At 38.9% G+C, this 25,672-nt stretch carries 17 protein-coding genes; 5 read left to right on the top strand and 12 right to left on the bottom strand.

The window, feature by feature from the left end:
- Window position 1 precedes the first annotated feature (1 nt).
- A complete protein-coding gene (xylG, locus tag ASU1_RS08275; RefSeq protein WP_014992300.1) occupies window positions 2–1,516 on the bottom strand; it encodes a D-xylose ABC transporter ATP-binding protein in 1,515 nt (504 codons plus the stop codon).
- A 60-nt stretch (window positions 1,517–1,576) separates the two neighbouring features.
- Complete coding sequence (xylF, locus tag ASU1_RS08270; RefSeq protein ID WP_014992299.1) at window positions 1,577–2,581, bottom strand: D-xylose ABC transporter substrate-binding protein; 1,005 nt, start codon at window positions 2,579–2,581, stop codon at window positions 1,577–1,579.
- 246 nt (window positions 2,582–2,827) lie between these two features.
- On the opposite strand from xylF, the gene xylA reads away from it, so the two are divergent.
- From xylA to dnaJ, 4 genes are all read left to right on the top strand, one after another.
- Window positions 2,828–4,147, top strand: a complete 1,320-nt coding sequence (xylA, locus tag ASU1_RS08265) for a xylose isomerase (protein ID WP_014992298.1) — start codon at window positions 2,828–2,830, stop codon at window positions 4,145–4,147.
- Between the two features lie 173 nt (window positions 4,148–4,320).
- Window positions 4,321–5,766, top strand: a complete 1,446-nt coding sequence (xylB, locus tag ASU1_RS08260) for a xylulokinase (RefSeq protein WP_014992297.1) — start codon at window positions 4,321–4,323, stop codon at window positions 5,764–5,766.
- Between the two features lie 274 nt (window positions 5,767–6,040).
- On the top strand, window positions 6,041–7,939 hold the full coding sequence (gene dnaK / locus ASU1_RS08255) for a molecular chaperone DnaK (RefSeq protein ID WP_014992296.1): 1,899 nt from the start codon (window positions 6,041–6,043) through the stop codon (window positions 7,937–7,939).
- A gap of 139 nt (window positions 7,940–8,078) precedes the next feature.
- The gene (dnaJ, locus tag ASU1_RS08250; RefSeq protein ID WP_014992295.1) at window positions 8,079–9,221 is read left to right on the top strand and encodes a molecular chaperone DnaJ; all 1,143 of its coding nucleotides are present in this window, start codon (window positions 8,079–8,081) and stop codon (window positions 9,219–9,221) included.
- 91 nt (window positions 9,222–9,312) lie between these two features.
- On the opposite strand, the gene ptrA is transcribed toward dnaJ, so the two are convergent.
- The 8 genes from ptrA to ASU1_RS08210 all read right to left on the bottom strand — a co-directional run bounded on the left by ptrA (window position 9,313) and on the right by ASU1_RS08210 (window position 20,224).
- On the bottom strand, window positions 9,313–12,270 hold the full coding sequence (gene ptrA / locus ASU1_RS08245; RefSeq protein WP_014992294.1) for a pitrilysin: 2,958 nt from the start codon (window positions 12,268–12,270) through the stop codon (window positions 9,313–9,315).
- Window positions 12,270–15,587 carry an exodeoxyribonuclease V subunit gamma gene (recC, locus tag ASU1_RS08240; protein ID WP_014992293.1) on the bottom strand — a complete coding sequence of 1,106 codons (3,318 nt, stop codon included), beginning with the start codon at window positions 15,585–15,587 and terminating at the stop codon, window positions 12,270–12,272. The genes ptrA and recC overlap by 1 nt, the downstream gene beginning before the upstream one ends.
- 116 nt (window positions 15,588–15,703) lie before the next feature.
- Window positions 15,704–15,997, bottom strand: a complete 294-nt coding sequence (locus ASU1_RS08235; RefSeq protein WP_014992292.1) for a DUF5374 domain-containing protein — start codon at window positions 15,995–15,997, stop codon at window positions 15,704–15,706.
- Entirely contained in the window at window positions 15,990–16,667 is a 678-nt protein-coding gene (locus ASU1_RS08230) for a DUF2572 family protein (protein ID WP_014992291.1), read from the bottom strand. Before ASU1_RS08230 ends, ASU1_RS08235 begins: the two co-directional genes overlap by 8 nt.
- A 10-nt stretch (window positions 16,668–16,677) precedes the next feature.
- Window positions 16,678–17,370: a hypothetical protein gene (locus ASU1_RS08225; protein ID WP_081906452.1), complete on the bottom strand. Its 693-nt coding sequence runs from the start codon at window positions 17,368–17,370 to the stop codon at window positions 16,678–16,680.
- Complete coding sequence (locus ASU1_RS08220; protein ID WP_014992289.1) at window positions 17,330–17,857, bottom strand: pilus assembly FimT family protein; 528 nt, start codon at window positions 17,855–17,857, stop codon at window positions 17,330–17,332. Before ASU1_RS08220 ends, ASU1_RS08225 begins: the two co-directional genes overlap by 41 nt.
- 88 nt (window positions 17,858–17,945) lie before the next feature.
- Window positions 17,946–18,476 (bottom strand): bifunctional 3-hydroxydecanoyl-ACP dehydratase/trans-2-decenoyl-ACP isomerase, encoded by a 531-nt coding sequence (gene fabA / locus ASU1_RS08215; protein ID WP_005624835.1) that lies wholly within the window; start codon window positions 18,474–18,476, stop codon window positions 17,946–17,948.
- Between the two features lie 110 nt (window positions 18,477–18,586).
- The gene (locus ASU1_RS08210) at window positions 18,587–20,224 is read right to left on the bottom strand and encodes an AAA family ATPase (RefSeq protein ID WP_014992288.1); all 1,638 of its coding nucleotides are present in this window, start codon (window positions 20,222–20,224) and stop codon (window positions 18,587–18,589) included.
- Between the two features lie 84 nt (window positions 20,225–20,308).
- Between ASU1_RS08210 and matP the strand changes: the two genes are divergently transcribed.
- Window positions 20,309–20,755, top strand: coding sequence for a macrodomain Ter protein MatP (gene matP, locus ASU1_RS08205; RefSeq protein WP_014992287.1), 447 nt, complete (start codon window positions 20,309–20,311; stop codon window positions 20,753–20,755).
- Between the two features lie 83 nt (window positions 20,756–20,838).
- Here matP and ASU1_RS08200 read toward each other — a convergent pair whose 3' ends face one another.
- Complete coding sequence (locus ASU1_RS08200; RefSeq protein WP_039195388.1) at window positions 20,839–24,285, bottom strand: autotransporter domain-containing protein; 3,447 nt, start codon at window positions 24,283–24,285, stop codon at window positions 20,839–20,841.
- 251 nt (window positions 24,286–24,536) lie between these two features.
- The gene (trpS, locus tag ASU1_RS08195) at window positions 24,537–25,565 is read right to left on the bottom strand and encodes a tryptophan--tRNA ligase (RefSeq protein ID WP_014992285.1); all 1,029 of its coding nucleotides are present in this window, start codon (window positions 25,563–25,565) and stop codon (window positions 24,537–24,539) included.
- Between the last annotated feature and the right edge of the window lie 107 nt (window positions 25,566–25,672).

The raw sequence follows: 25,672 nt of genomic DNA, 5'->3' as shown, positions 1-25,672 counted from the left end.
GTTACTCCTTGAGGGCGGCTTCCATCACTTGTTCTTGGGTTAAATTATGATTGATTAAATCCGCTTTGATTTTGCCTTGGTGCATGACAAGCACACGATCACTGATACCCAGCACTTCCGGTAATTCTGATGAGATAACAATCACTGCCATTCCTTGTTGGGCAAGTTGGTTGATGAGTTTGTAGATTTCGTATTTTGCCCCAACGTCAATGCCTCGGGTCGGTTCATCTAAAATCAGAATTTTAGGATTGAGCAACAGGCATTTCGCTAAGATTGCTTTTTGTTGGTTACCGCCGCTTAAACGCCCTATGGCAAGATCTGGTGAAGAAGTTTTCACCGTAAGTTTGGCGATAGATTGGTTGATAATGGTTTCTTCTAACGGTTCATTAATCACTTTTTTACCGAAACAGAACTGCGGTAATGCGGCTAATGTGATGTTTTTACCGACACCCATAATTGGCACAATTCCGTGTTTTTTACGATCTTCCGGCACCATTACAATATTTTTCTCAATCGCTTGAGCACAATTTTTGATTTGGACTTTTTGTCCTTCTACATAAATATCACCTTGGTATTTACCTAAATAAGAACCGAAAATACATTGCGCCATTTCAGTTCGGCCTGAACCGACTAAGCCGGCAACACCTAAGATTTCACCACGACGTAGTGAAAAACTAGCATTATCTACCCGTTTTATATGTGTATTGGTTGGATGCCAAGCGGTGATATTTTCCACTCGTAAAATTTCCTCACCAATATCGTGCGGTTCGTGTGGATAAAGTGAAGTAATTTCACGGCCGACCATCATGGTAATAATGTCATCTTCACTCATACCTTTTGCTGGGCGAGTGCCGATATATTCGCCATCACGAATCACACAGATATTGTCTGAAATTGCTTTGACTTCATTGAGTTTGTGCGAAATATAGACGCACGCAATATTATGTACTTGTAAGTCCTTGATAAGATTGAGCAGAATTGCTGTTTCTGTTTCGGTTAAAGATGCGGTTGGTTCGTCTAAAATTAATAAGCGCACTTGTTTATTTAACGCTTTGGCAATTTCAACTAATTGTTGTTGACCTAAACCTAACTCGGAAACTTTGGTGTTCGGGTCGATATTCAGTTGTACCTGTTCCAGTAAGGTCTTACAACGCAGGTACATTTCATTATCGTTTGTTATTCCATAGTTTTTCATCTCGTTGCCTAAAAACATATTTTCAAGCACGGTCATATTTTTCACGAGAGTCAATTCTTGGTGGATAATGGAAATGCCTTTTTCTTCGGTATCTTTGATATTTTTTGCGGTGAGTTTCTCGCCTGAGAAATAAATCTCACCTTCATAATCACCATATGGATAAATGCCGCATAACACTTTCATTAAGGTCGATTTGCCTGAACCGTTTTCACCACAGAGAGAAAGTACCTCACCGGATTCTAATGAGATAGAAATATTGTTAAGGGCAACGACATCACCAAACCGCTTGGTAATATTTTTCATTTCTAATAATTGAGCCATAATCCTTTCCTCTAGTTAAAAAATGTGCGGTATGACTACCGCACAGGATTTTCGAGCTAATTATTTGCCATATACGGCTTCTTTGGTGTGGAAACCATCTTTAATTACAGTACTATCAATATTATCTTTAGTCACAACTACTGGTTCTAGTAAGTAAGCCGGTACATCTTTCACGCCATTATTTAGGGTTGAATTTGATTCCACCTTCTCGTCTTTACCTAAAGCAACGGAAAGTTCTGCAGCTTTATCAGCAAGGTTTGTAATCGGTTTATATACGGTCATTGTTTGTGAACCGTCAATAATACGTTTGATCCCTGCGATGTCTGCATCTTGACCGGAAATCGCTACTTTACCCGCCAGACCTTGCGCGCTAAGTGCTTGGATTGCACCACCTGCCGTTGCATCGTTGGAAGCAACCACTGCATCAATGTTGTTTTTGTTAGCAGTTAAAGCATTTTCCATAATTTGTAAGGCTTTTTCCGCAAGCCATGAATCTACCCATTGGTCTCCCACTACTTTGATTTTGCCACTATCAATATGCGGTTGTAGAACTTTCATTTGACCTTTACGGAACAATTTCGCATTGTTATCTACCGGAGAACCACCCATTAAGAAATAATTACCTTCCGGTTTTTTCTCAATAATACTTTGTGCTTGTAATTCGCCTACTTTTTCATTATCAAAGGATACGTAGAAATCAATATCCGCATTATTAATTAAGCGGTCGTAAGCTAATACTTTTACGCCTTCTTTTTTCGCTTCGGAAATAACGTTAGAAAGCACTTCACCGTTAAACGGAATAATCACTAATACATCAATATCTTTATTTAACATATTCTCAATTTGAGAAATTTGTGCGGTTGCATCACCATTTGCGGATTGCACAAACACTTTTGCACCCAATGATTCCGCTTTTTTTACAAAGATATCTCGGTCTTTTTGCCAACGTTCTAAACGAAGATCGTCAATAGACATACCAATTTTTAGATCTTTGGCAATGGCGGTTTGACCTAAAGCTAATAAGGTTGCTGCGGCTACTGCTAATAACTTAGATTTAAGTTTCATAGAACACCTCTGATTGGTTTAAGCATAAAAAATAAGCGGTATTGCTTCGTGCGCAGTTTGCTTAGATTTCAAATAAGGTGCAATTATCAGATTTCATAATGTCATTACGTTTTTTCGCTTTTGTGATCGCCGCCACAATAACCAATTATCAAAATAGCAAAACAAAATAACGTAATTGAACCGCTTTTTAATTTTCATCATTATGCTCTCGTTTTCAAAATCCATTGATTCATAGGAGAATTAATTATGTCTAACTATTTCGATAAAATTGAAAAAGTAAAATATGAAGGTGCTAACTCAACCAATCCTTTTGCTTTTAAACATTACAATCCGAACGAAGTGATTTTAGGCAAAACCATGGCGGAACATTTACGTTTAGCAGTATGTTATTGGCATACTTTCTGCTGGACGGGGAATGATATGTTCGGTGTAGGTTCTTTAGATCGTAGTTGGCAAAAAACAGGTGATTTACTCGAAGGCGCAAAACAAAAAGCGGAAATTGCCTTTGAATTCTTCCAAAAATTAGGGATTCCTTACTATTGCTTCCACGATGTAGACATTGCACCGGAAGGTAATTCATATAAAGAATATGTACATAATTTCCATACCATGGTGGATATTCTTGAGAAAAAACAAGCGGAAACCGGCGTGAAATTATTATGGGGTACAGCAAACTGCTTTACTAACCCTCGTTATATGTCCGGCGCATCAACCAATCCGAATCCTGAAGTGTTCTCTTGGGCAGCATCGCAAGTATTCAATGCGATGAACGCAACCAAACGCTTAGGCGGTGAGAACTATGTGTTATGGGGCGGTCGTGAAGGTTATGAAACTTTATTAAATACCGATTTAAAACGTGAACGTGAACAAATCGGTCGCTTTATGCAAATGGTGGTGGAACATAAACATAAAATCGGCTTTAACGGTACGTTATTAATCGAACCGAAACCGCAAGAACCGACTAAACACCAATATGACTATGACGTAGCAACGGTTTACGGCTTCTTAAAACAATTCGGTTTAGAAAAAGAAATCAAAGTGAACATTGAAGCAAACCACGCAACTTTAGCTGGTCATACTTTCCAACACGAAATTGCAACTGCGGCAGCATTAGATATCTTTGGTTCGATTGATGCTAACCGCGGCGATCCACAATTAGGTTGGGATACAGACCAATTCCCGAACAGCGTGGAAGAAAATACGCTTGTGATGTATGAAATCTTAAAAGCAGGCGGCTTTACTACCGGTGGCTTCAACTTTGATGCGAAAATCCGCCGTCAAAGTACAGATCCGTATGATTTATTCCACGGCCATATCGGTGCGATTGACGTACTTGCCCTTTCATTAAAACGTGCAACGAAAATGATTGAAGACCAAACCTTACAAGGTATCGTTGATCAACGTTACGCAGGCTGGAACGGCGATTTAGGTCAGCAAATTCTTGCCGGTAAAGCAAGCCTTGAAGATTTAGCGAAAATCGTTGAAAGCAAAGCACTTGATCCGAAACCGGTTTCAGGTCAGCAAGAATACTTAGAAAATTTAGTGAATAATTATATTTATCGTTAATTCAGAACTTACCCTCTCCCTTTACGGGAGAGGGAGGAGAAAATCCGTAGGATTTTTGGAGGGAGAGGGGAAATGAATATCTTTCCCCTCTCTCTGTCTGCGGATTCTGAACGAATCCTTCGACTGTCTCTCTCCCGCAAGAGGGAGAGAGTAAGAAGGTATCAGGAGGCTTTATGTATATCGGAATTGATTTAGGCACATCAGGCGTTAAAGTCGTTTTACTCAATGAATCTCAAGAAATCATCGCAACCACACATCAATCTTTACCTATTTCTCGCCCTCATCCGCTTTGGTCGGAACAAAATCCGGAAGACTGGTGGCATGCAACCAATTTAGCCATGCTCGCTTTGGCACAACAGCAAGATTTAACTGCTGTGAAAGCGATCGGCTTAACCGGCCAAATGCACGGTGCGACTTTATTGGATAAACATGATCAAGTATTGAGTCCGGCAATTTTGTGGAATGACGGGCGTAGCTTTGCGGAATGTGCCGAATTGGAATCATTAGTGCCGAATAGCCGTGAAATTACCGGTAATCTGATGATGCCGGGCTTTACCGCACCGAAATTAAAATGGGTAGATAAACATCAGCCACAAATCGCCGAACAAGTGGATAAAGTCTTATTGCCGAAAGATTATTTACGTTTACGTATGACCGGCGAATATGCCTCCGATATGTCGGATGCTTCCGGCACAATGTGGCTGGATGTCGGTAAGAGAGAGTGGAATCAGGCGTTATTAAATGCGTGCGGACTTGATGTTAGTAATATGCCTAAACTGTTTGAAGGCAACCAAATTACCGGTTACTTACGCCCCGAATTGGCCAAAAACTGGAAGTTAAATACCGTTCCGGTAATTGCCGGGGGGGGCGATAATGCCGCCGGTGCAATCGGTATCGGGCTTTACCAAGCCGGACAAGCGATGTTATCGCTCGGTACGTCAGGGGTGTATTTTGTTGTAACCGATAAATTTAGTGCTAATCCGCAAAAAGCGGTACACAGTTTCTGCCATGCCTTACCGGATCGCTGGCATTTGATGTCGGTCATGCTCAGTGCCGCATCAGCGGTCGATTTTGCCCAAAAAGTTACCGGTATTAGTGATATTAAAACGCTATTCCAACAAGTCGAAAACTGCAGCCAAGCGAGCGATGCGATTTTCCTACCTTATTTATCCGGCGAACGTACGCCGCATAACGACCCTTATGCCAAAGGCGTGTTTTGGGGCTTAACTCATAACGATAACCCGATTACCATGGCAAGAGCTGCGGTGGAAGGGGTCAGTTTTGCATTAGCGGACGGCATTGACGTGTTACACGAAACCGGTGTGAAGGCGGATAATATCGCTCTGATCGGTGGCGGAGCAAAAAGTGCTTATTGGCGCCAATTATTGGCGGATATTACCGGAAGAACCTTTGAATATCGTACCGGTGGCGATGTCGGCCCTGCACTTGGGGCGGCGAAATTGGCACAGATTGCCTTAAATCCGCATGAAGATATTGCTAATTTCTGTCAGCCGTTACCGCTTGAAGCGATTTACCAACCGAATCGCAGCAAGTTTGCCGAATACCAAGACAAGCGGTCAAAATTTGCCGAAATTTACCAAAGATTAAAAGGTCTTTAATGCTCGGAAAGCCAGCCCGTTCAATATGGACGGGCTTTTTTGTCCGTTTTATTCAAAAATCTTACAAAAATTTATTTTACGCCCTTGATCATTTCATTTTCATCCCTATTTATTGTTTCGTCTGAACGGGAACGTTGAACGTCCCGTTTCTTTTTTCAAAAATACTTGCAAGAAAATTTCAAATTTAGCCTTGAAAAGTTGTGAAAGAACACCATCTTGTGGGTAACGTTACGAAAACGTAATCAAACAAATTTATATTCAGAGGAATTTTAAAATGGGTAAAATCATTGGTATTGACTTAGGTACAACAAACTCTTGTGTAGCGGTAATGGACGGTGACAAAGCACGTGTAATCGAGAATGCGGAAGGTGCACGTACAACTCCGTCAATCATTGCTTATACGGATAACGAAACGTTAGTTGGTCAACCGGCAAAACGTCAGGCGATTACAAACCCGAAAAATACATTATTTGCAATCAAACGTTTAATCGGTCGTCGTTTTGAAAGTGAAGAAGTACAACGTGATATTAAAATTATGCCTTTCGAAATCACACGTGCTGACAACGGCGATGCGTGGGTAAACGTAAAAGGTGACAAATTAGCACCACCGCAAATTTCAGCAGAAGTGTTGAAAAAAATGAAAAAAACAGCGGAAGATTTCCTTGGTGAAGCGGTAACTGAAGCGGTTATCACTGTACCGGCATACTTTAACGATGCACAACGTCAAGCGACAATTGATGCAGGTCGTATCGCAGGTTTAGATGTTAAACGTATCATCAACGAACCGACAGCGGCAGCGTTAGCGTTCGGTTTAGGTTCAACTAAAGAAAACCAAGTGATCGCAGTTTACGACTTAGGTGGTGGTACATTTGATATCTCAATCATCGAAATCGATAACTTTGATGGTGAACAAACATTCGAAGTATTAGCAACTGGTGGTAACACTCACTTAGGTGGTGAAGACTTCGATAACCGTGTAATTGACTACATCATTGACGAGTTCAAAAAAGAACAAGGTGTTGATTTACGCAACGACCCAATGGCATTACAACGTGTGAAAGAAGCGGCGGAAAAAGCGAAAATCGAACTTTCTTCAGCACAATCTACTGAAGTAAATCTTCCGTATATCACAGCGGATGCAACAGGTCCTAAACACTTAGCGATCAACGTAACCCGTGCGAAATTAGAAGCTTTAGTAGAAGATTTAGTAGCAAGCTCAATCGAGTCACTTAAAACCGTATTAAAAGACGCAGGTAAATCAGTGAATGAAATCAACGACATTATCCTCGTTGGTGGTCAAACACGTATGCCGTTAGTACAACAAAAAGTGGCTGAATTCTTCGGTAAAGAAGCTCGTAAAGACGTGAACCCAGATGAAGCGGTAGCAATCGGTGCTGCGGTTCAAGGCGGTGTATTAAAAGGTGATGTAAAAGACGTTCTTTTATTAGACGTTACGCCATTATCTTTAGGTATCGAAACCATGGGCGGCGTGATGACGGTGTTAATCGAGAAAAACACTACGATTCCAACGAAGAAATCACAAGTGTTCTCAACTGCGGAAGACAACCAATCAGCGGTAACAATCCACGTATTACAAGGTGAACGTAAACAAGCGTCTGCGAACAAATCTTTAGGTCAATTCAACCTTGAAGGTATTAACCCAGCACCACGTGGTATGCCGCAAATCGAAGTAACTTTTGATATCGATGCGAACGGTGTAATCAACGTATCTGCGAAAGATAAGAACACAGGTAAAGAGCAACAAATTCGTATCCAAGCGTCTTCAGGTTTATCTGACGAAGAAATCGAACAAATGGTTCGTGATGCGGAAGCAAACGCAGAAGCGGATAAAAAATTCGAAGAGTTAGTTCAAGCACGTAACCAAGCAGACGGTATCGCACACGCTACTCGCAAACAAATCGAAGAAACAGGTTCAGCGTTAAATGCAGACGATAAAGCGAAAATCGAAGCGGCGATCGCAGACTTAGAAAAAGCGGCGAAAGGCGATGATAAAGCGGAAATCGATGCGAAAACCGAAGCGTTAATTAAAGCATCCGAACCTTTAATGCAAGCGGCTCAGGCTAAAGCACAAGCAGGCGAACAACCGCAACAGTCTGCAAAAGATGACGGCGTAGTGGATGCTGAATTTGAAGAAGTGAAAGATAATAAATAATCTTTTACGCTCAAATCGTAAAATCAAAGGGCGTGGTAACACGCCCTTTTGGTGTATCTAACAAGTCCCCCCTCTTTGCTAAAGAGGGGAGTTTATGACAGGCGGTCAAATTTCCGTAAAATTTTACAAACGAAACACTATGGCAAAAAAAGATTACTACGAAGTCCTTGGCTTACAGAAAGGGGCGAGTGAGAACGATATTAAACGTGCTTATAAACGTTTAGCATCTAAACACCACCCGGATAAAAACCAAGGCAGTAAAGACGCAGAAGAAAAATTTAAAGAAATCAACGAAGCCTATGAAGTGTTAGGCGATGCTGAAAAACGTGCCGCATACGATCAATACGGTCATGCTGCTTTTGAACAAGGCGGTGGTGCTGGCGGATTTGGCGGTGGCTTCGGCGGAGGCGGTTTCGGTGGCTTTGAAGACATCTTTAGCGAAATGTTCGGTGGCGGTTTTGGCGGCGGTGGACGTCGTAATCGTGTCGTTCGTGGCGATGATTTACGTTACGACATTGAAATCTCACTAGAAGAAGCGGTTAAAGGCTGTAAAAAAGATATTCGTATCTCAACATTAGCGGAATGTGATGCCTGCCACGGTTCGGGTGCGGAAAAAGGTTCGAAAGTGGAAACCTGTTCGCACTGTCACGGTTCGGGCAGAATCCGCCGTCAGCAAGGTTTTTTTGTGACGGAAGCGGTTTGTCCGAGCTGTCATGGAAGCGGTAAGAAAATCGAAAAACCTTGCAAATCTTGCCATGGTGACGGGCGTGTTCAGAAAGCGAAAAACTTATCGGTAACCATTCCGGCAGGTGTGGACACCGGTAACCAGCTTCGTTTATCCGGCGAAGGTGCAGCAGGCGAGAACGGTGCGCCGGCAGGTGATTTATATGTAGTGATTCACGTTCGTGAGCACGATATTTTTGAGCGTGATGGTTCAAACCTTTACTGCGAAGTACCAATCAGCTTTACGATGGCGGCATTAGGAGGTGAGATTGAAGTACCAACGCTTGATGGTAAATTAAAACTGAAAATTCCGGCAGAAACCCAAACCGGCAAATTATTCCGAGTGAGAGGTAAGGGCGTAACAAGTCCACGTGGCGGTTATGCAGGTGATTTAATTTGCAAAGTAGTGGTGGAAACACCGGTTGCGTTAAATGACGAGCAAAAAGACTTATTACGTAAACTGGAAGAAAGTTTAGAAGGTAAAAGCCAGCATCGTCCGCAGCAAGAAGGTTTTTTAGATAGTGTGAAAAACTTCTTCTCGAACTTAGGTAAAAACTAAACATTAAAAAAGGCTTAGCGAATTTGCTAAGCCTTTTGTTTTTCTACAATAGTAAAATTTAGGTCTTTTTTAACCGCTTGTAGATGGTGATTTAATAGTATTTCACCGGGAATTGTTTTTGGATTTGTTCAATACTTTCCACTTTTTCATAGCCCGCTAGTTTCACTGCATCTTCAGCTTTCGCTTTCGTGCCTAACGCTTGGCTGATAAATGAAAAGCCTTGCTGCTCTATCACCGTGTGTTTATAAAAGTCCACAATATCTTGTTGAGTAAGCTGTTTTACTGCTTCGATCATTTTCATACGTTGGTTGAACTGGTCATTGCGGCGATTAAAGTCAAACGTGAACTGTGAAAACTCTTGGTTTAACGATTCCGGCTTACGCTGTAATTTCTCAATTAAACTATCACGATATTTCACAAATTCCTGCTCTGATAAAGCGGTCAATTTTGTTAAACTTTCTGCAAAAAAGCGTTGGTTATGCTGCATAATGCCTGCCGGTGTTGTATTCGGGCTTTGAACCATAAAGCGCATACCGGCAGTTTTACCAAGTTTAGTATTGGTTGCATAGACCACGTAGCCTAATTGTTTTTGGGTACGTAAATCATCGAAATACCAGCGCCCGATAATATCACGCAATAAATTAGCTCGAGCCGAACCTTCTAATTCGCCATAGCCTTTTGCAAGATAAGTGATGCTTAGTGCATTGTCCTCATGCGGTACGGTTTGTACATAGTTGAGTTTGCGGTTGCTGTCATTCAGATCTAAATAACGTGCTTTACCTCGCTCCACCTCACTACTTTTAACAATGCCTTTTATGTCACTGACTAAATCTTCAACCTGTTTATCGTTGAGGTTGCCCACTGACAGTACGCCTAATCCGGTTGATTTTGTTAACAATCTATCTCGCATCGCTTTTACATCTGCCAAAGTAGTGTCGGTTAGTGCTTTGCGTTGTTTATCTTCTTCAAAATAAGGGTAGCTGGCAAAGTTGGCAATAGCTTGGTTCGCTTGTGTTAAGCTACTTTCTTTGCGTTGACCGTCTAGTGCTTCGAATGCACGTTGTTTGGCTTGTGCTAAGAAGTCTTCCGTTAATTCAAAAGTTTTGAATTGATTCAGCGAGTCTTGGATTAATTTCGCTAAATGCTGTGTGTAGCCTGTCGCTTCAACCGAAAGTCCGTTCGGATAAGTAGTAATCGCTGCTTGCATACCGGCAACTGCTGTTTGGAACGCTAATTTCGTTTGCGCAAGGCTATTCATATAACCTAACAGCGTGGCGCTTACCGCTTCTTTTAAATCATCCGTTTTCGGCATGATCGAGAAACTCATCGATACAATCGCTTTCGGATCGTTGGCAAAATATTGGCTCGGCATGGCATAAATTGCTTTTCCTGCTGTACTTACCAACGCTTTAGGCACTTGGCGATCGCCGATTGGCTGAATCAGAGAAAAATCAGTGGCGAAATAAGGATTTAATTCAGGTAGTTTTAATGTCGGGTTATGACTGAAATCCAACCATTTTTTTCGTTGTTCGTCACTAATTTTTGCAATTGCATAATTGGCCTCAAAGTAAGGCGATTTTTTATCGGTATGCGCTTTTTCATCAACCAGCAAAATACGGGCATTGTCTAATGTCATCTCAGCCAGTTTGGCTTTGATTGCTTGTTTATCCATCGTATCAACAATAAAGCCCGCATCTAAAATATGCTCCAATGGATAATGTAACATTTGCTCAGCTAATGATTCGATATAAGTACCGCTTTTTTCCACCTGTAAATGTTGGAAATCCTGCTTTAAGCTTTCTCGAACTTCATTGAAGTAACTTTCTTGAATACCGCTTTGTTTCACTTGTTCGATTTGCTGAAAAATCAAAGAAATGATCTTATCTTTTTCAGTCAAACCTTTGTCGGTTAAAGCAACATAAATGGTGAAAGTACCACGATTACGGCTGACATTTGGTGTTGCTTGTGCAGCAATACCACTATCTGATAACCCTTGTTTGATTAAGTAGTCAGATAAAGTGCCATCGGTATTATTGTTAAGAATATAAGCTAAATAATCGCCGGTTTTGTGGGCAAATTGTGCTTCATCATTCGGTACATCAAATGAAACCGCCAACATTTTAGTCGGTTGTACCGGTTTGTAATGAATAACGACACCTTTATCTTCCGCACGGAAAAATGGCACATCTACACTCGGGGCAGCAATATTTTTATTTGGCATTTTACCTAAGGTACGATCAGCTAATGCAGCAAGTTGCTCGATAGGTTGATTCGAATATAAAACCGCTTTGACTAAATTTGCTGAATAGTAGCGTTGGTAAAATTGTTCTAACTCCGTTTGTAATTTGCTGTTTGGTTTATCCGAAAGCGTTTCCTTATTGCCCACCGCAAATTTGGTAATAGGGTGTACAGGGTTAGCGGTCGCCAAATTGACGCTATTCAATAAATGACCATCGCTTGATTTTGCACGAACCATTTCGGCATTTACCGCATTCACTTCTCGTTTGGCATTACTTTCTGACAGGAGAGGTTGTGCAAAAGCGTCCGCTAAACGAGCAACCGCTTCATCAAACGCATTATTATTCACTTCTAAGTAATAAGCAGTACGATCTGCCGTAGTCGAGGCATTGTTATAACCGCCATTTTCCGTTAAAAAGCGATCTAGACTATTAGTCTCTGGAAACTGTTTAGACCCCATGAGGATCATATGTTCTAGGTAGTGTGCCAAGCCTTGTTGCTGAATGGGATCTTCCATAGAGCCGATAGGTAGTGCTAATGACATTAGCGATTTATTCGCTTTGTTGTCCGAAATTAGCAGTACGGTCATATCGTTTTTTAAACGAATAGCCTGATAAATAGCATTATCATTCGGGCTTTTATTGATCTGCTGATTGATAAACTCAAAACCTTGCGTTTGTATAGCCGATTGGGATGTACTAGCGGTCGGATTTTGCGGAATATTTGCAAATGTGGTTGTGACGCTGACACTAAGCGCAATCGCAGAGTAAAGCGCGTGACGAATCATGCGACTTATTAAGGTTTTTTTCATTAATTCTCCTTTTTATTGTTATGTGGCTTACTGTCTTGCATTAAAGTAAACCATTGTTTTGTTGTATGATGAATAACACTGTAATTCAATTTGGAACTTTGTACTAAAACTCGCTGTAGGTAACTAGCTTCAAACGAATTGTCTTCCAGTAATTTAAAAACTTTCTGACAACAATATTCTTCAATATTCTCAACATCTTCTATTTTGGCAAAATAATCGTCTAAACCGGCAGAAATCCCCCAGCGTAGCGCTTGAAAGCTATTAAGGTAATCTTCTATATAAATAGCTAATTGTTCCTGCACTTGCTGCTGAGTGATCGAATTAAATTGGAAGATTTGAGTATCTTCGCCGTTACGCACAATATATTTCAAACGAATAGAATTATTTTGCACTTGTGTTACTAAATAATAAATCCAAAAACGGATAATATCTTTATCTTTTAATGAACTTACTTTCCAAAAAACGATTTCATCGTCAAATAATTGTTGGATGTTTCCATAGAGTTTTATTTTATTTGAACCTATTGGGAAATATTGTTCAACAGTTAAAATATCACTCTGTTTTAAGTATGGCGATATTTCATTTCTCATAGTTTTTATTGAGTTTTCCAACGCGGTTTCAGATAGCTTAGCAAAGTTGGCTGAAGGCAAGTTACCTTTTAACTGTTCTTGGTAAAATAAAGCTTGCGCTTGTTCCTCATCAACTGTTAATAATTTGGTTCTTAACTGGTAATTATCCAATGCATTCAAAGTAAACTTTTCTGATTCTTCAATACTTTCTTCATCGTAATTAAAATAAATACCCAATTGGCGGTTAAAGAAATATTTAATTGGATTTGTAATATAACTAATTAATTCATTTAAATTAATTTCTGTTGGGCTATCCGATTGAAGCTGTCCATTTAAGAAATTCGGCTGAACCGCATTCTGTTCAAATAGTTTTAGCCATTCTCTATCATAAGAGATGTGAGGATAGATGAAGTTTCTTGGGCTAAATACTGTCATAGGATGGCGTTTCACCATACCACTGAAAATATCTGTTTCAGCTAGCGTCTGTTGAGCCGATTCGGATAAATGTTCTCCGATATAATCTAATAATTGTGCAACTAAAACGGAAGGTAAGCGTGCTTTATTATCCGTTACCGATTGCCCGACATAGCTTACGTAGAAAATCTCTTGGGCTGAAAGTAAAGCCTCTAAAAATAGGTAACGGTCATCGTCTCTGCGTGCGCGATCCCCTTTTTTTGGTGCGTATTGCATTAAATCGAAGCTATTTACCGAATGTTGTCTAGGAAAATCAGCCTCATTCATACCGAGCAAACAAACCACTTTAAATGGAATAGCTCGCATTGGTAATAACGTACAGAAATTCACTTTTCCGGCTAAAAACTGCAGGCTGTTTTGCTGCGTGTTGAGATTCTCTTGGAGTAGCGAGGCGAGAATTTCAATAGCAATTTCATCTTCAAAGCGTGCGTTTTCAATTTTTTCTAATACGTTCTGTAACGTTGTTTGTAACATGGAGAGCGAATCAAAATGTTCGCCATCATCTTGATAAAACTCATTGATTAACTCAGCTAGCTTTTGTTGCCAAACACCAATGCTGTGTGATGTTTGGATAAATTTCTGCCACGTACTAAGTTTTTCTAAATAATGGCATAAGTAACCGATAAGCTCGGAAGCTAAACCATAGCTTTCGTTAAATCCGATACTCTCTTGCCAGATACCACTTTCTTCTTTGAGGCTTGTGCCGAGCAATAATCGGGTTAAACCGTTTTGCCATGAGTTATAGTTTTGCCATTGGTTTTGCTCGATAGTTAATCCGGCGCGGATACCCACTTCTTTTATCCAATGACGTAGGGTATAAATATCATCAGATTGGATGCGAAAACGGCTTCGGATCGCATTTACATCTAATAAATCCAATAGTACTTCTGCGTTAAAGTTACTTTCTTTTAAATTAAGTAGACTCAAAAAGCTGCTGATAATCGGATCTACCGCAGTCGCTTTTTGATCTGAAAGTGTAAAAGGAATTCTTCTCGGATCTTTATGAGCAAAGCGAGAAAATACCGCATTAATATAAGGCGCATATTTATCAATATCCGCAGACATTACAATAATATCTTTGGGCGTTAATGCCGGATTCTGCTCGAATAATTGTAAGAGATAGTTATGTAACACCTCTACTTCACGCATTACGCTATGGCACGAATGAAATTGTAATGATTGGTCTTGTTCGTCTAATTCAAAAGTTTGTGCATTATTAAACGCTAAAATGGCATTTTTGAGCTTGATGAGATTGGTTTCGCCGACATACGGGTCAAATACTTCTAAACTATAGTCGAACTCTTGCTCTACTAGTTGCGCTAAAAATTCTCGCCCTTGTTTTCCCCACATAGTGAGCAATTGATTACCTTGTTTTTCGAGTAAAGCGGCTAAATCGGTCTCCGATAGCTGTTGTTTCAAGGCTAATTTTTCTAATGCACTATCTTCAACACTATCGCCCCAATATTCTTGACTTGGGTTTAAGAAAAATAAGTGAATATCGCAGTGTTCACTTAACTTTTTTAATACAGCTAATTGAGTTGCCGGTAGAGATGAAATACCGAAAATAAAGATTCTCTGTGGAAGTTTTTCTTTTTCTTGAGCAGTTAAATTATCTAATTTTTGGAAGTACTGATCTTGTAAGTAAGCACGATGCGACGTGATAAAGACGCTTTCATCACTATCTAATTTAATATCGTCAATTAACGCATTCCATAAGATAGCTTGCCATTGTAGGTTAGCTAGGATTTCTTGTTCATTTTTAACTTTAAATACATTGGAATGCATGATTTCAGCAAGAACCGCTTCAAGTTGGTTGTTTTCCCAATGTACAAGCCAATGAGGTCGATAAACTAAATATTGGTCGAATAGATCCGCAATTTTAGTCGAAAGTTGATAGAGTTTAAGTTGGTACTGACGTGCATCTTGCTGCAAGTATGATTTTAATGTGCTGAATTCTGCCGTGTCCAAATGGGCAGGAATCAGGCGCATTAATCGCCATGTTACCGAAGAACGTTCAAAAATATTTTCTTTCGGTAACGAAGGGAATAGCACACGGTATTGTTGCCATAAAAAGCTGGTTGGAAATAAAAAGTCATAATTACCCGCCACACCAATGGAATCAGCGATTTGCATTTGTAACCATTGTGCCATACCAACACTTTGTACAAGTATGGTTTCGGTGCTGAACGGATTGGGATTCGGGTTGGCTTTTTGTAGATGAATTAGCATTTCTGCTAATGACAATAGCTTTTGTGAATGGTAAACCGTGAACATAATTGATACCTCATATAAGGCGATGATTTTCTACTAATTAGCTTAGAGATTCAATTACTTTTGCCGATACCTTACGGATAAACAAGCGGTCGGATTTTACTATTTTTTTGCAAAGTCTATGGGGTAATTTCGACTTTACCTAGTGGAAAACTCACACTAATTTTATTTGCTTGGCATTCAATTTTAAACTTCAAATGATTTTGTTGAACATATTGTTCGCAAGTTTGTTTAGAATATTTTAATGCGAGTTGATTTTCGATAATTTGTAAGGCTTGCTGTTGCTGATAAATATAATTTATTTTTTCGGTTTGATGACTTCCCCAACGTGAAGCAGAAATAAAGATAAGTGAAAATATTACAATGCCAATAAGTATTGAAATAAATGATTCTGATTTAATTAACTTATTCATTATTTAACATATTCCTTGAATCGGGGAGTTCTTGCCAATGAGCATATTTATTTTCTAAATTTAATACAACATTCTTTTTGAAAGTAATATTTCGTTCTTCTCTATTATTATCATAGGATGAATATAATATGCCGTAAAATTTAGCATTGCCTTTTATATCGAAGTAATGATTGGTAATAATTATGCCATAAAAATCTTGGCTAAGCGTTTCATCTATATCACGCATAACTAAAACGATTTTAGGATCTTGTTCTGAGCTTTTAGGTAGTTCATTTAAATGTTCTATCTCTATTATGTCAGCATGAGAAATATCTAATACATCAGATAGTTGGCTAAAATGAATATATTTTTCTTTAGTCGGTTTTTTTCCTACAAATAAGCTATTTTTGATACAGTAAAAAGAATATTTTTGTTCTTCAGTTTCTATTTTTACTTCTGCTATGCGATCAAGAATAAGTTGCTCAGGTTTTATTAGATTACAATTACTATTTTTTGAGCGGATTTTTTCGAGAATAGAAAGTTTTTCGGATAAATAATGCCGTTGATAATGTTGAGTTTTTATTTCTGATTGAATGAACTTTTCTTTTGTTACAAGTATAATGGTCAGCACAAAAGATATGGTTATCAGTGAGAAAATTAATGTGCTTCCGTTAAGTTTATATTGCGTCATATTAGTCTGATTAATTTAAAATATAGATATAATTGGTTGTGCTATATTCAATATTATTCTGTTTGACAGAAATAAGCTTTAACGTTACCTGCATAATTTTTTCAGGATCTTTCCATGAAAATGAGAGCTTATCTACTTTAAAATCCTCAATCGAAGTAAATTTTTTCCATTTTTCCTGACAAGCATTTAATAACCCTTCACATTCATGCTTTTTACAAGTAGTCAAATTATTTTTATCGTAAATATAAATTTCTTGAGATTCAATTTTAAAACCGAATATTTCTTTGGCTAAATCATGAGTGTTATTTATCTCATTATTTACGCATAGGGAATTCTTTGTTTTTCTTTTACCTAAGCATCCATCGCTATTTAAGTCGTAGAAAAATATTAAACAACTTTTATTATCTAATGCGTAACGTTTATTTTCTTTCTCAAATAAATAAAAATTGCTGTTTTCTCTATTGCTTCCTTGAAAACCTAAATGCTGAATATGTTGTTGAAAGTAATGGATAATTTGGTATGCTTCTTTTTGTAAAAATAACAATTCTTTTTGTTTAACATTATTCTGAGTAAATTGTGTATAGGATTTAGCTGTTAATAGTAGGAGAGATATGCTTAATGAGAGAGACAATAGCAATTCTATTAGACTAAATGCTGATAATCTATTCTTTACAATGACTGCGTTTATGTTTTGGCATGACATAAATTCTTCCCCATTGATCTAATTGTAATATTTCATTTGTTTTATTTAATGATAAGTGAATGCATTTAGATTCTAATCTTCCAGCTAGCCCATCAATATTAATAAAAGCTTGAGGATATAAACTTTTATTCTTTAGTAAAATGTCTTTGTGGCGATTAGAATAAATATAATGTTCATTATTAATAATGCAGTGATTGGCATTTAAACAATCACAAATGATTTGTTTTTTATTTTGTTTGGCTTTTTTAATTGCGATTATGCACCATTTTTTATCTTGATTATTTTGTGAAATAGTAAGTGTATAATTTGATTTTTCGTAACGAGATTTTGTTTGTAATTGGTATAAAAATGATTGGAGGGATTCTATTTCACTATTTAATGCAATTAAGTCATTTAAATGAAATGCAATTGGAGAAATAAAATAAATTGAAATAACTAAAATAGTAAAGGTAATGAGAATTTCAATAAGTGTGAATGCTTTAAACATAAATAATATCCCTCTGGGCAGGGATATTATTTAATTCGATTAGAGAATGAAATGAAGTTTATCTATTTTTTCGATCAGGATCGCAAAATTAGAAAGCAGAAGTGTCTTGGAAAAGGCCTACTTTTAAATCGGTAGCGGTATAAATAACACGACCGTCAACTTCCACTTCCCCATCCGCTAAGCCCATTACCAACTTACGATTGATGACACGCTTCATATTAATGCGATAAATAACTTTTTTGGCAGTCGGAAGGATTTGTCCGGTAAATTTAACTTCACCAACACCTAATGCACGGCCTTTACCTTTGCCCCCGACCCAGCCTAAGAAGAAACCAACTAATTGCCACATTGCATCTAAGCCTAAGCAGCCCGGCATTACTGGGTCACCAATAAAGTGGCAGCCGAAAAATGGAAGATCCGGATGAATGTCTAATTCCGCTTCGATATAACCTTTATCGAATAAGCCACCGTTTTCAGTCATTAAATTAATGCGATCCATCATTAACATCGTTGGAGCGGGTAGTTGTGGCCCTTCTTTGCCGAATAATTCACCACGACCTGATGCTAATAAGTCTTCATAGGTATAGCTTGGTTTAATGTTTGGTGTACAGTTGTTCATTTTTTTCTTCCAAATAAATATGATAAAAGCCCGTACAATCAGGGCTCAGGATTGTGAGCGATAGTACAGGCTTTTAATTTGGCGTACAACTGTTAGCTGAGCTTGTCGGATCAGTTTTTACTAAACCATTGGCAAATTTTTGCCAAAAATGAACCGCTTTCTTCTCGTTCTTGATTCTGCTCAATCTGTTGATGAATCAGCCCAAATACGGAAGGTTTGTCTGTAGTCGGAGAATTTTCCTCATCATAAAAATGACGATTTAATAAAATTTGAATGGCTTCAAAAACATTTCCAATCGCCCAAATGTTGAACTGCCCGGCTTTTACGGCTTCGATCACTTCTGCTTTTAAACTCAAATGTGAAATACAGGTTGCGGGGATAATTACACCTTGTTTTTCAGTTAAACCGCGGGCTTGGCAGATATTAAAGAACCCCTCGATTTTTTGGTTTACACCACCGACACTTAATACGTTACCAAATTGGTCAATTGAACCGGTGACGGCAATCGACTGCGGTAATGCTAATTTGGATAGCGCACTGATGAGTACGCAGAATATAGCAAGCGATGAGCTGTCTCCGTCTACTTCACCATAAGATTGCTCAAAGGCGAGCGAAGCGGAGAACGGGAGTTGTGTTGGAAATTCTAATAAATTGGCTAAGCAGGATTGCGCAATAATAATACCTTTCGAATGAATATTTCCGCCTAGTTCAACTTTACGTTCAATATCGGTAATTTCACCGTCGCCGTGTTGTACGTTACAGCTAATACGTAACGGCTCACCGAATGAATGGGGGATACCGTCAAACTCAATCACGGACAAACCGTTGATTTGACCGATTTCTTCATCTTCGGTCTCGATATATAACTGGTGCGTAAGAATATCTTGTGTCGTATATTTATTTAAAACAGAGGATTGCTGTTCTAAATAATCAAAATATTCTGTTACTTGGTTTAAAGCGGTTGAATTTGGGTAAAAATTTGCAAGGCCTAACAAATGCTTTTTGAGTAAAGTCGGGGAAATAGAGACCAATTCTTGGCTTTCACTTTCTCGCACATAAGCTTGTAAAAGCTGATTTAGCGCTTGGTTAGTAAACGATTTGTTAATCCATTTTTGGGCGCTTGATTGAACATAATCACCCCATTGCTTAATATTTTCGTCATTAAGAGTTAAATAGGATTCTACTTCGGTATATTGTGCAACTTGATAGAGGCTGTCGTCATATTCAGCCAATAGAGATATATCTTCTCGGCTACCGATGAGTACCAGTTTGAAATTTGACTGAATAACAGGAAGCAGATAAGGGATATTATTCACTGCATTTTGTTCAAATGAGCCGAACAGTAACGCCTGTTTTAATTTGTCCCATTGCGTGATATCCAATAATAATGAGTTCACATTCAGCAGCAAAATACCGTTGTTTGCTTGTTGAATCGCACCCGTTACGTTTTCTACTTTATGCTCTTTTTCAAGATAAATGCTGTAACCGAATAAGTGATTACGACTAAATTCGGTTTTGGTAACTAACGGCGCGCTAAGATTTTCGGTAAGATAATGTTTAATCTCTTGGATAAATTCAGGGAATGTTTCCGTCTTTATCACTAATAGCGAGCCAAATTGCCCACGTTTGAATTGGTCAATCGCTTGTTTTGCATTGGGTTGGAAATCAAAGAAACCTACTTCATTACTCGCTTCTTTGAATGAATGATGTAAGGTGAGAGATTGCCAGTCTAATGGGGTTAAATTCACGAAAATGCCTCATAATAGAAATTTGGTTTATTATACAGAATTCCGTTATACTTGCCTAAGTTTAAGCAGTGTGAAGAGAAGAAAATGCGTTACCAAAAGTTAGAGATTCAAGAAGCGAATTGGAAATGGAAGTATTTGCTCAAAAAGCATCGAGAAGGTGAAAATATCACTAAGTACGAAGAAACCAGTTTGATTGAGCTGAAAGTCCAACTTTTAACGACGCTTCAACATTCGCCGGAAGAAATCGAGCAATGGATTAAAACGGAGATGACGGCGGAGCAACGTAAGAAAATGCGCCAGTCGATTCGTGCCAAGCGTAAGCGTTTTTTTAATGCGGAGAAACCAACTACGAAGAAAAAATCGATCGATTTAGAATATGCGAGTTGGTTACGTTTATCGAAATATTCGAAGGAAAGAGAGATGACGTTGTCTGAAGCCATTAATCATTTGATTGATGAGTTGGAAAATCAACATATCTATCTGGATCAGATGGAAAAAATGAAATCCAGCCTAAAAGACTTGCTGAAATAAGCGGTCGTTTTTCACCGAAATTTTGCAAAAAAATATGAGCGCTACGTCTAGCGCTCATAGTGTTCTTATCAGTAAATACCGGCTTAGAAAGTTACTCTCACACCAGCAGTCACAACATTGTTATGACCTTTACTTTTCGTAAGTTTTAAATCGTAGTTAACATATAACGAGGTGTTTTTGTTCACTTCCGTTAATGCACCTACACCAACCCACGTTTTGCTTTTCGCAAGGCCGATACCTTTCACATCGAATTTCGCATCTTGTAAACCGGTATAGCTTGCTTTAAAGCTAAGATCTTCATCATTAAACGCTTTTTGGTGATTTACATAACCTTGAAGGGTTGTTTTCATCCCTGCAACGTTTACATCTAATGACGTACGTAAACCAACAAGTCCGCTAGTTTGTTTATAGGTTGCTTTATCTGCAGTTAAACCGAATTGGCTGTTTTCCTCACTAAATGCGCCACGTCTGACAACATCGTGATTTAAACCGACAAACGGTGTAAATGCAAGATTACCCATTTTGAAGTCATAGCCTGACTCTACATAAGCAGAAAGCACTTTATCACGGTGGTTAATTTTTGCTGTACTTACGTTATTATCCGCCAAAATAATATTACGTTCGACATCTGAATCAACGCTGCCGTAACCTACACGACCTTGTACATACCAAGGTGTTTTGTGCTTGTTACCTACACGAGCATATAAAGACGCACCAATTCCATCCGCTTTTGAGCTACCACCGTAACGGTTGAAGCTTACATCCGCTTTTGAGTAATTAAGTGCAGCACCTAAAATAACATCGTCAGTGAATTGTTTATCAAAACCTAGTTGGCCTGCATAGGTATTTGTTTTTCCTTCACCGAATCCTGCTTCTTTTAAGGTACCATTTCCGTAAATACCGGTTACCCACACACCTGCGGTATTACCGATATTATCTAATGCACCAAGCATCACTAAACGGTTAGATAAGTCTTTGTTTACTGTTTCTGCATTTTCAAAAGTAAGCGCCTGCGCTGACGCATAAATTTGACCAGATAAGCTATCTAAGACTACGCTTTGCGTATTAGCATTTGCAATGCTGTTTTGTAAAACAGCCGCTTGTTGTGCAAAAGAGTCATTCGTTGCAGTTGTTGTGCCTTTATTTTCCTCAATTTGTGAATCTAAAGTGGTGAAACTGTTTTCTAACGCCATAGCAACATTTTCCCACATTGCTTCGCCAGAGGTTGTTTCGTTCACATAATCCGCAACATTTTTACGGCTAACTGTTGCACTGATTTCATTCTCGCTGGTTTTAACTGCCGTCGCATTTAATAAGCCAGAAGTTTCAATCGCACCAAAGTTGCCTTTAATTGCAGTATCAGAGGTAATTGCAGAAGTTGTTACACCTTTTGCTGTAACATATTGTGCTTTACCGTCTTTTTCTGCGGTTAGTGCTAAGGTTGAATTATTTAAATCCACTTCACCTTTCACATTTAAGTTAGAACCTAAATCTGACACTAACGTACTTTGCGCTGAAGCGATGTAGTTATTGTTGATGGTTGAATAACCTTGGTTAACAAACGTACCTTCGTTATTTACGCCATTTTCTAACGTTGTACTGTTTGCAACTAAAGTACCACGATTACCTACATTAACTTTTGACGCATATTTCTTACCGTTAATGGTGATCGCACCTTCGTTTAAGGTTGTTACGCCTTCAAAAGTACTTGCACCTGATAAGACAAGTTCACCTCTACCATTTTTAACTAAGCCGGCGTCACCGTCAATATCATTTGAGAACTCATAACGTCCAGTTGGGATATTAACAGTCACGTTATCTGCAAATGCAAGGCCTTTGTCAAAACGTGCAGGACCATTGGTAGCTTTTTCAACATTGAGTAAACCCCAACCATATACATCATCTACGCCACGCGCACCGATATCGGTTGCTGTGGTTAAGATAGATTGTTTGATCAAGTTACCATCCATCCAAGGATATTTTTGTTTCACTAATGCTGCAGTACCTGTTACGGCCGGCGCAGCAAATGATGAACCACTTGATACTACGTTACTACCTCTTAGGTTGAAAACGTAGTCACCCATTGCTGAAACGGTCCAATTTTTCGCCACACCTGCTTGAGAGTATGGTAATAAATTGCTCCATTCAAAATTACCTAAACTGTTAGAGCTTCTTGTCGCTAACGCAACAACAGAAATCCAACCCTTCTCCAATTCCGGCATATAGTGAGGTAAACCTGCTTGAACGCTCGGATCTTTGTCACCACGGTTGTTACCCGCAGCCCAAATAAATAACCCACCGTCTTTTACTTTATTTTTATAGAAGTTCAAGATACTACTGTCGAATTGGCGTTCGTAGTAGTACATAGAACGGCTATCATTGTTAAAGTAAGTTAATGGTTTTGGAATACCATATGACTGGTTGAAGATTCTTGCACCTCTATTCCATAAATCATTATAGAATGAAGCACTTGCCGATAAACCTGTACCATTGGCGGTGGTTCGAGTAATATCCGCTAAAAGTAGTTTCGCTTTCGGTGCTACACCGTTATTTGATGTACCCCCCCCCACCATTTCTGCCACCATAATACCGTGAGTTGCCGATGAAGGCGCAGAACGGCCTGTTTCAATGATTTCAGCACGATTACCGAATTTTTTCTCGATATCGTTTGCCATCATATAGTTTTTAAAGCCGCTATCTAAGATACCGACGATTACACCACTACCATCCAAGGTAACATTGGCCTTGTTATTTGGATCGCGTAAGTTATAGCCGCGTGAACGGTCATTCCATTGTTCGCCTCGAGTAGGCACATCAGATGCAACAATTGGAGAACGTGTTGCGATAGGCTTGCTTGGGCGAATAATGATAGGACCTGTATCTGAGATAGGTGGTTCATGTTCACGAACCGGCTTGGTATCTACGATAGGTTGCGTTGGCGTATCAACAACCGGTTTCGTATCTACGATAGGCTGGCTTGGATTTTCAACCGGATTACGAACAATTGGTCGAGTAGGCGTCTCAACAGGTTTTTTGTCCACTACAGGTTGAACTGGAGGCTCAACAGGCTTCTTGTCGACAACCGGCTGAGTTGGTGCTTCAACTGGTTTTTTATCAACCACCGGTTGAGTTGGCGTTACAACCGGTTTGGTATCTACGACAGGCCTTGTTGGCGGTGTTGTTGGTCTATTTACAACAGTTGGTTTTCCATCTGAGATAATTACTCGAACAGTGGTTCTACCATTTACAGTTGTATAAATTTTGGTAACGAGTACACCGTTTATTTTTGTCGTTACCGTTCGGGTAATAGTACCCGTATAGCGAGTTGGATTAAACCAAGACGAATAATTATTTCGATTATTATTCGTATAATATCCTGAATACATTGACGAATATTTATTATAACTATTCGCTGCATTCGGATAATATCTCGCAGTGGTTGCAAGTTCGCTGGCTAGCTTACTTGCATCTGCCTCGGTTGATAAGGCTAACATTGTTGCCATCGCAACAACTAAGCTCTTGCTTTTCATGTTTTAGTTTCCTTCTAATACATTCGAAAATATCCCCCCATCTAAAATTAAATATTTATTACGGATCCTTTTAATAAATAGTTAAAAAATAAGGGGGCTAGGATTAAAACAAAAAGGAAGAGTAAAATCAATATAATATGAGCATTATTATGAATATGATTAAATTTGATAAATAAAAATAATCATATTTTGAGCAAATAAAAAGGCTAAATTGTTTCCAATTTAGCCTTAAATAAATATTAAAAAATATTTTATTGTACAAAACCGACTAATTTATATACTTCTTCAAGTGTTTTTCTCGCACGAGCACGAGCTTTTTCTGCACCTTCACGGAAGATTTTTTCAAGTAACGCTTCATCTTGACGGAAGTGGTTATAACGCTCTTGAAGATCCGTTAGAAGTGCCGAAACTTGTTCCGCTACTTCGGTTTTTAAATGACCATACATTTTACCTTCAAATTCCGCTTCTAATTCCGCAATAGTTTTACCACTTACCGCGGAAAGAATATCTAATAAGTTTGATACACCTGCTTTATTTTCACGGTCATAACGTACCACAGGCGGCTCATCACCATCGGTCATCGCACGTTTGATTTTCTTCGCAACCGCTTTCGGATCTTCTAATAAACCGATAACGTTATTACGGTTATCATCCGATTTCGACATTTTTTTAGTCGGTTCAAGTAATGACATTACCCTTGCACCGGCTTTACCGATAAACACTTCCGGCACTTGGAAAACCGGCTCAATCACATTACCCTCGACATCTTTTTTGCCATATAACGCATTAAAACGGTTGGCAATATCACGGGTAATTTCTAAGTGTTGTTTTTGGTCATCACCAACCGGCACTTGATTTGCTTGGTAAAGCAAAATATCCGCTGCCATTAATACCGGGTAAGTAAATAAACCAACGTTTACGTTTTCTTCATAACGTGCCGATTTATCTTTAAATTGGGTCATACGGCTCATTTCGCCGAAGTAAGTGTAGCAATTTAACACCCACGCTAATTGCGTATGTTCAGGTACGTGTGATTGGATAAAAATCGTGCTTTTATTCGGATCGATACCACAAGCTAAATAAAGGGCTAATACGTCTAAAGATGCTTTACGTAATGCTACCGGATCTTGGCGCACAGTAATGGCGTGTAAATCAACAATACAGAAAAGGCAATCGTAATCGTCTTGCATTTTCACCCAGTTACGAAGTGCGCCTAAATAGTTCCCGATCGTCAATTCACCCGATGGCTGCACACCACTAAATACAATAGGTTTGGTCATTTTTTATAATCTCTTATTAAATTAGAAACGAATGGACTTATCTTAGCCTTTATTGCCATTCGATAAAAGCACAAGCGGTCAAATTCCGGAAATTTTTTGCAAAAAGT

It is taken from the genome of Actinobacillus suis ATCC 33415 (genome assembly GCF_000739435.1).
Taxonomy (GTDB): domain Bacteria; phylum Pseudomonadota; class Gammaproteobacteria; order Enterobacterales; family Pasteurellaceae; genus Actinobacillus; species Actinobacillus suis.
The sequence above is the reverse complement of the archived record's forward strand: the minus strand, read 5'-3'. Positions and strand labels throughout refer to the sequence as shown.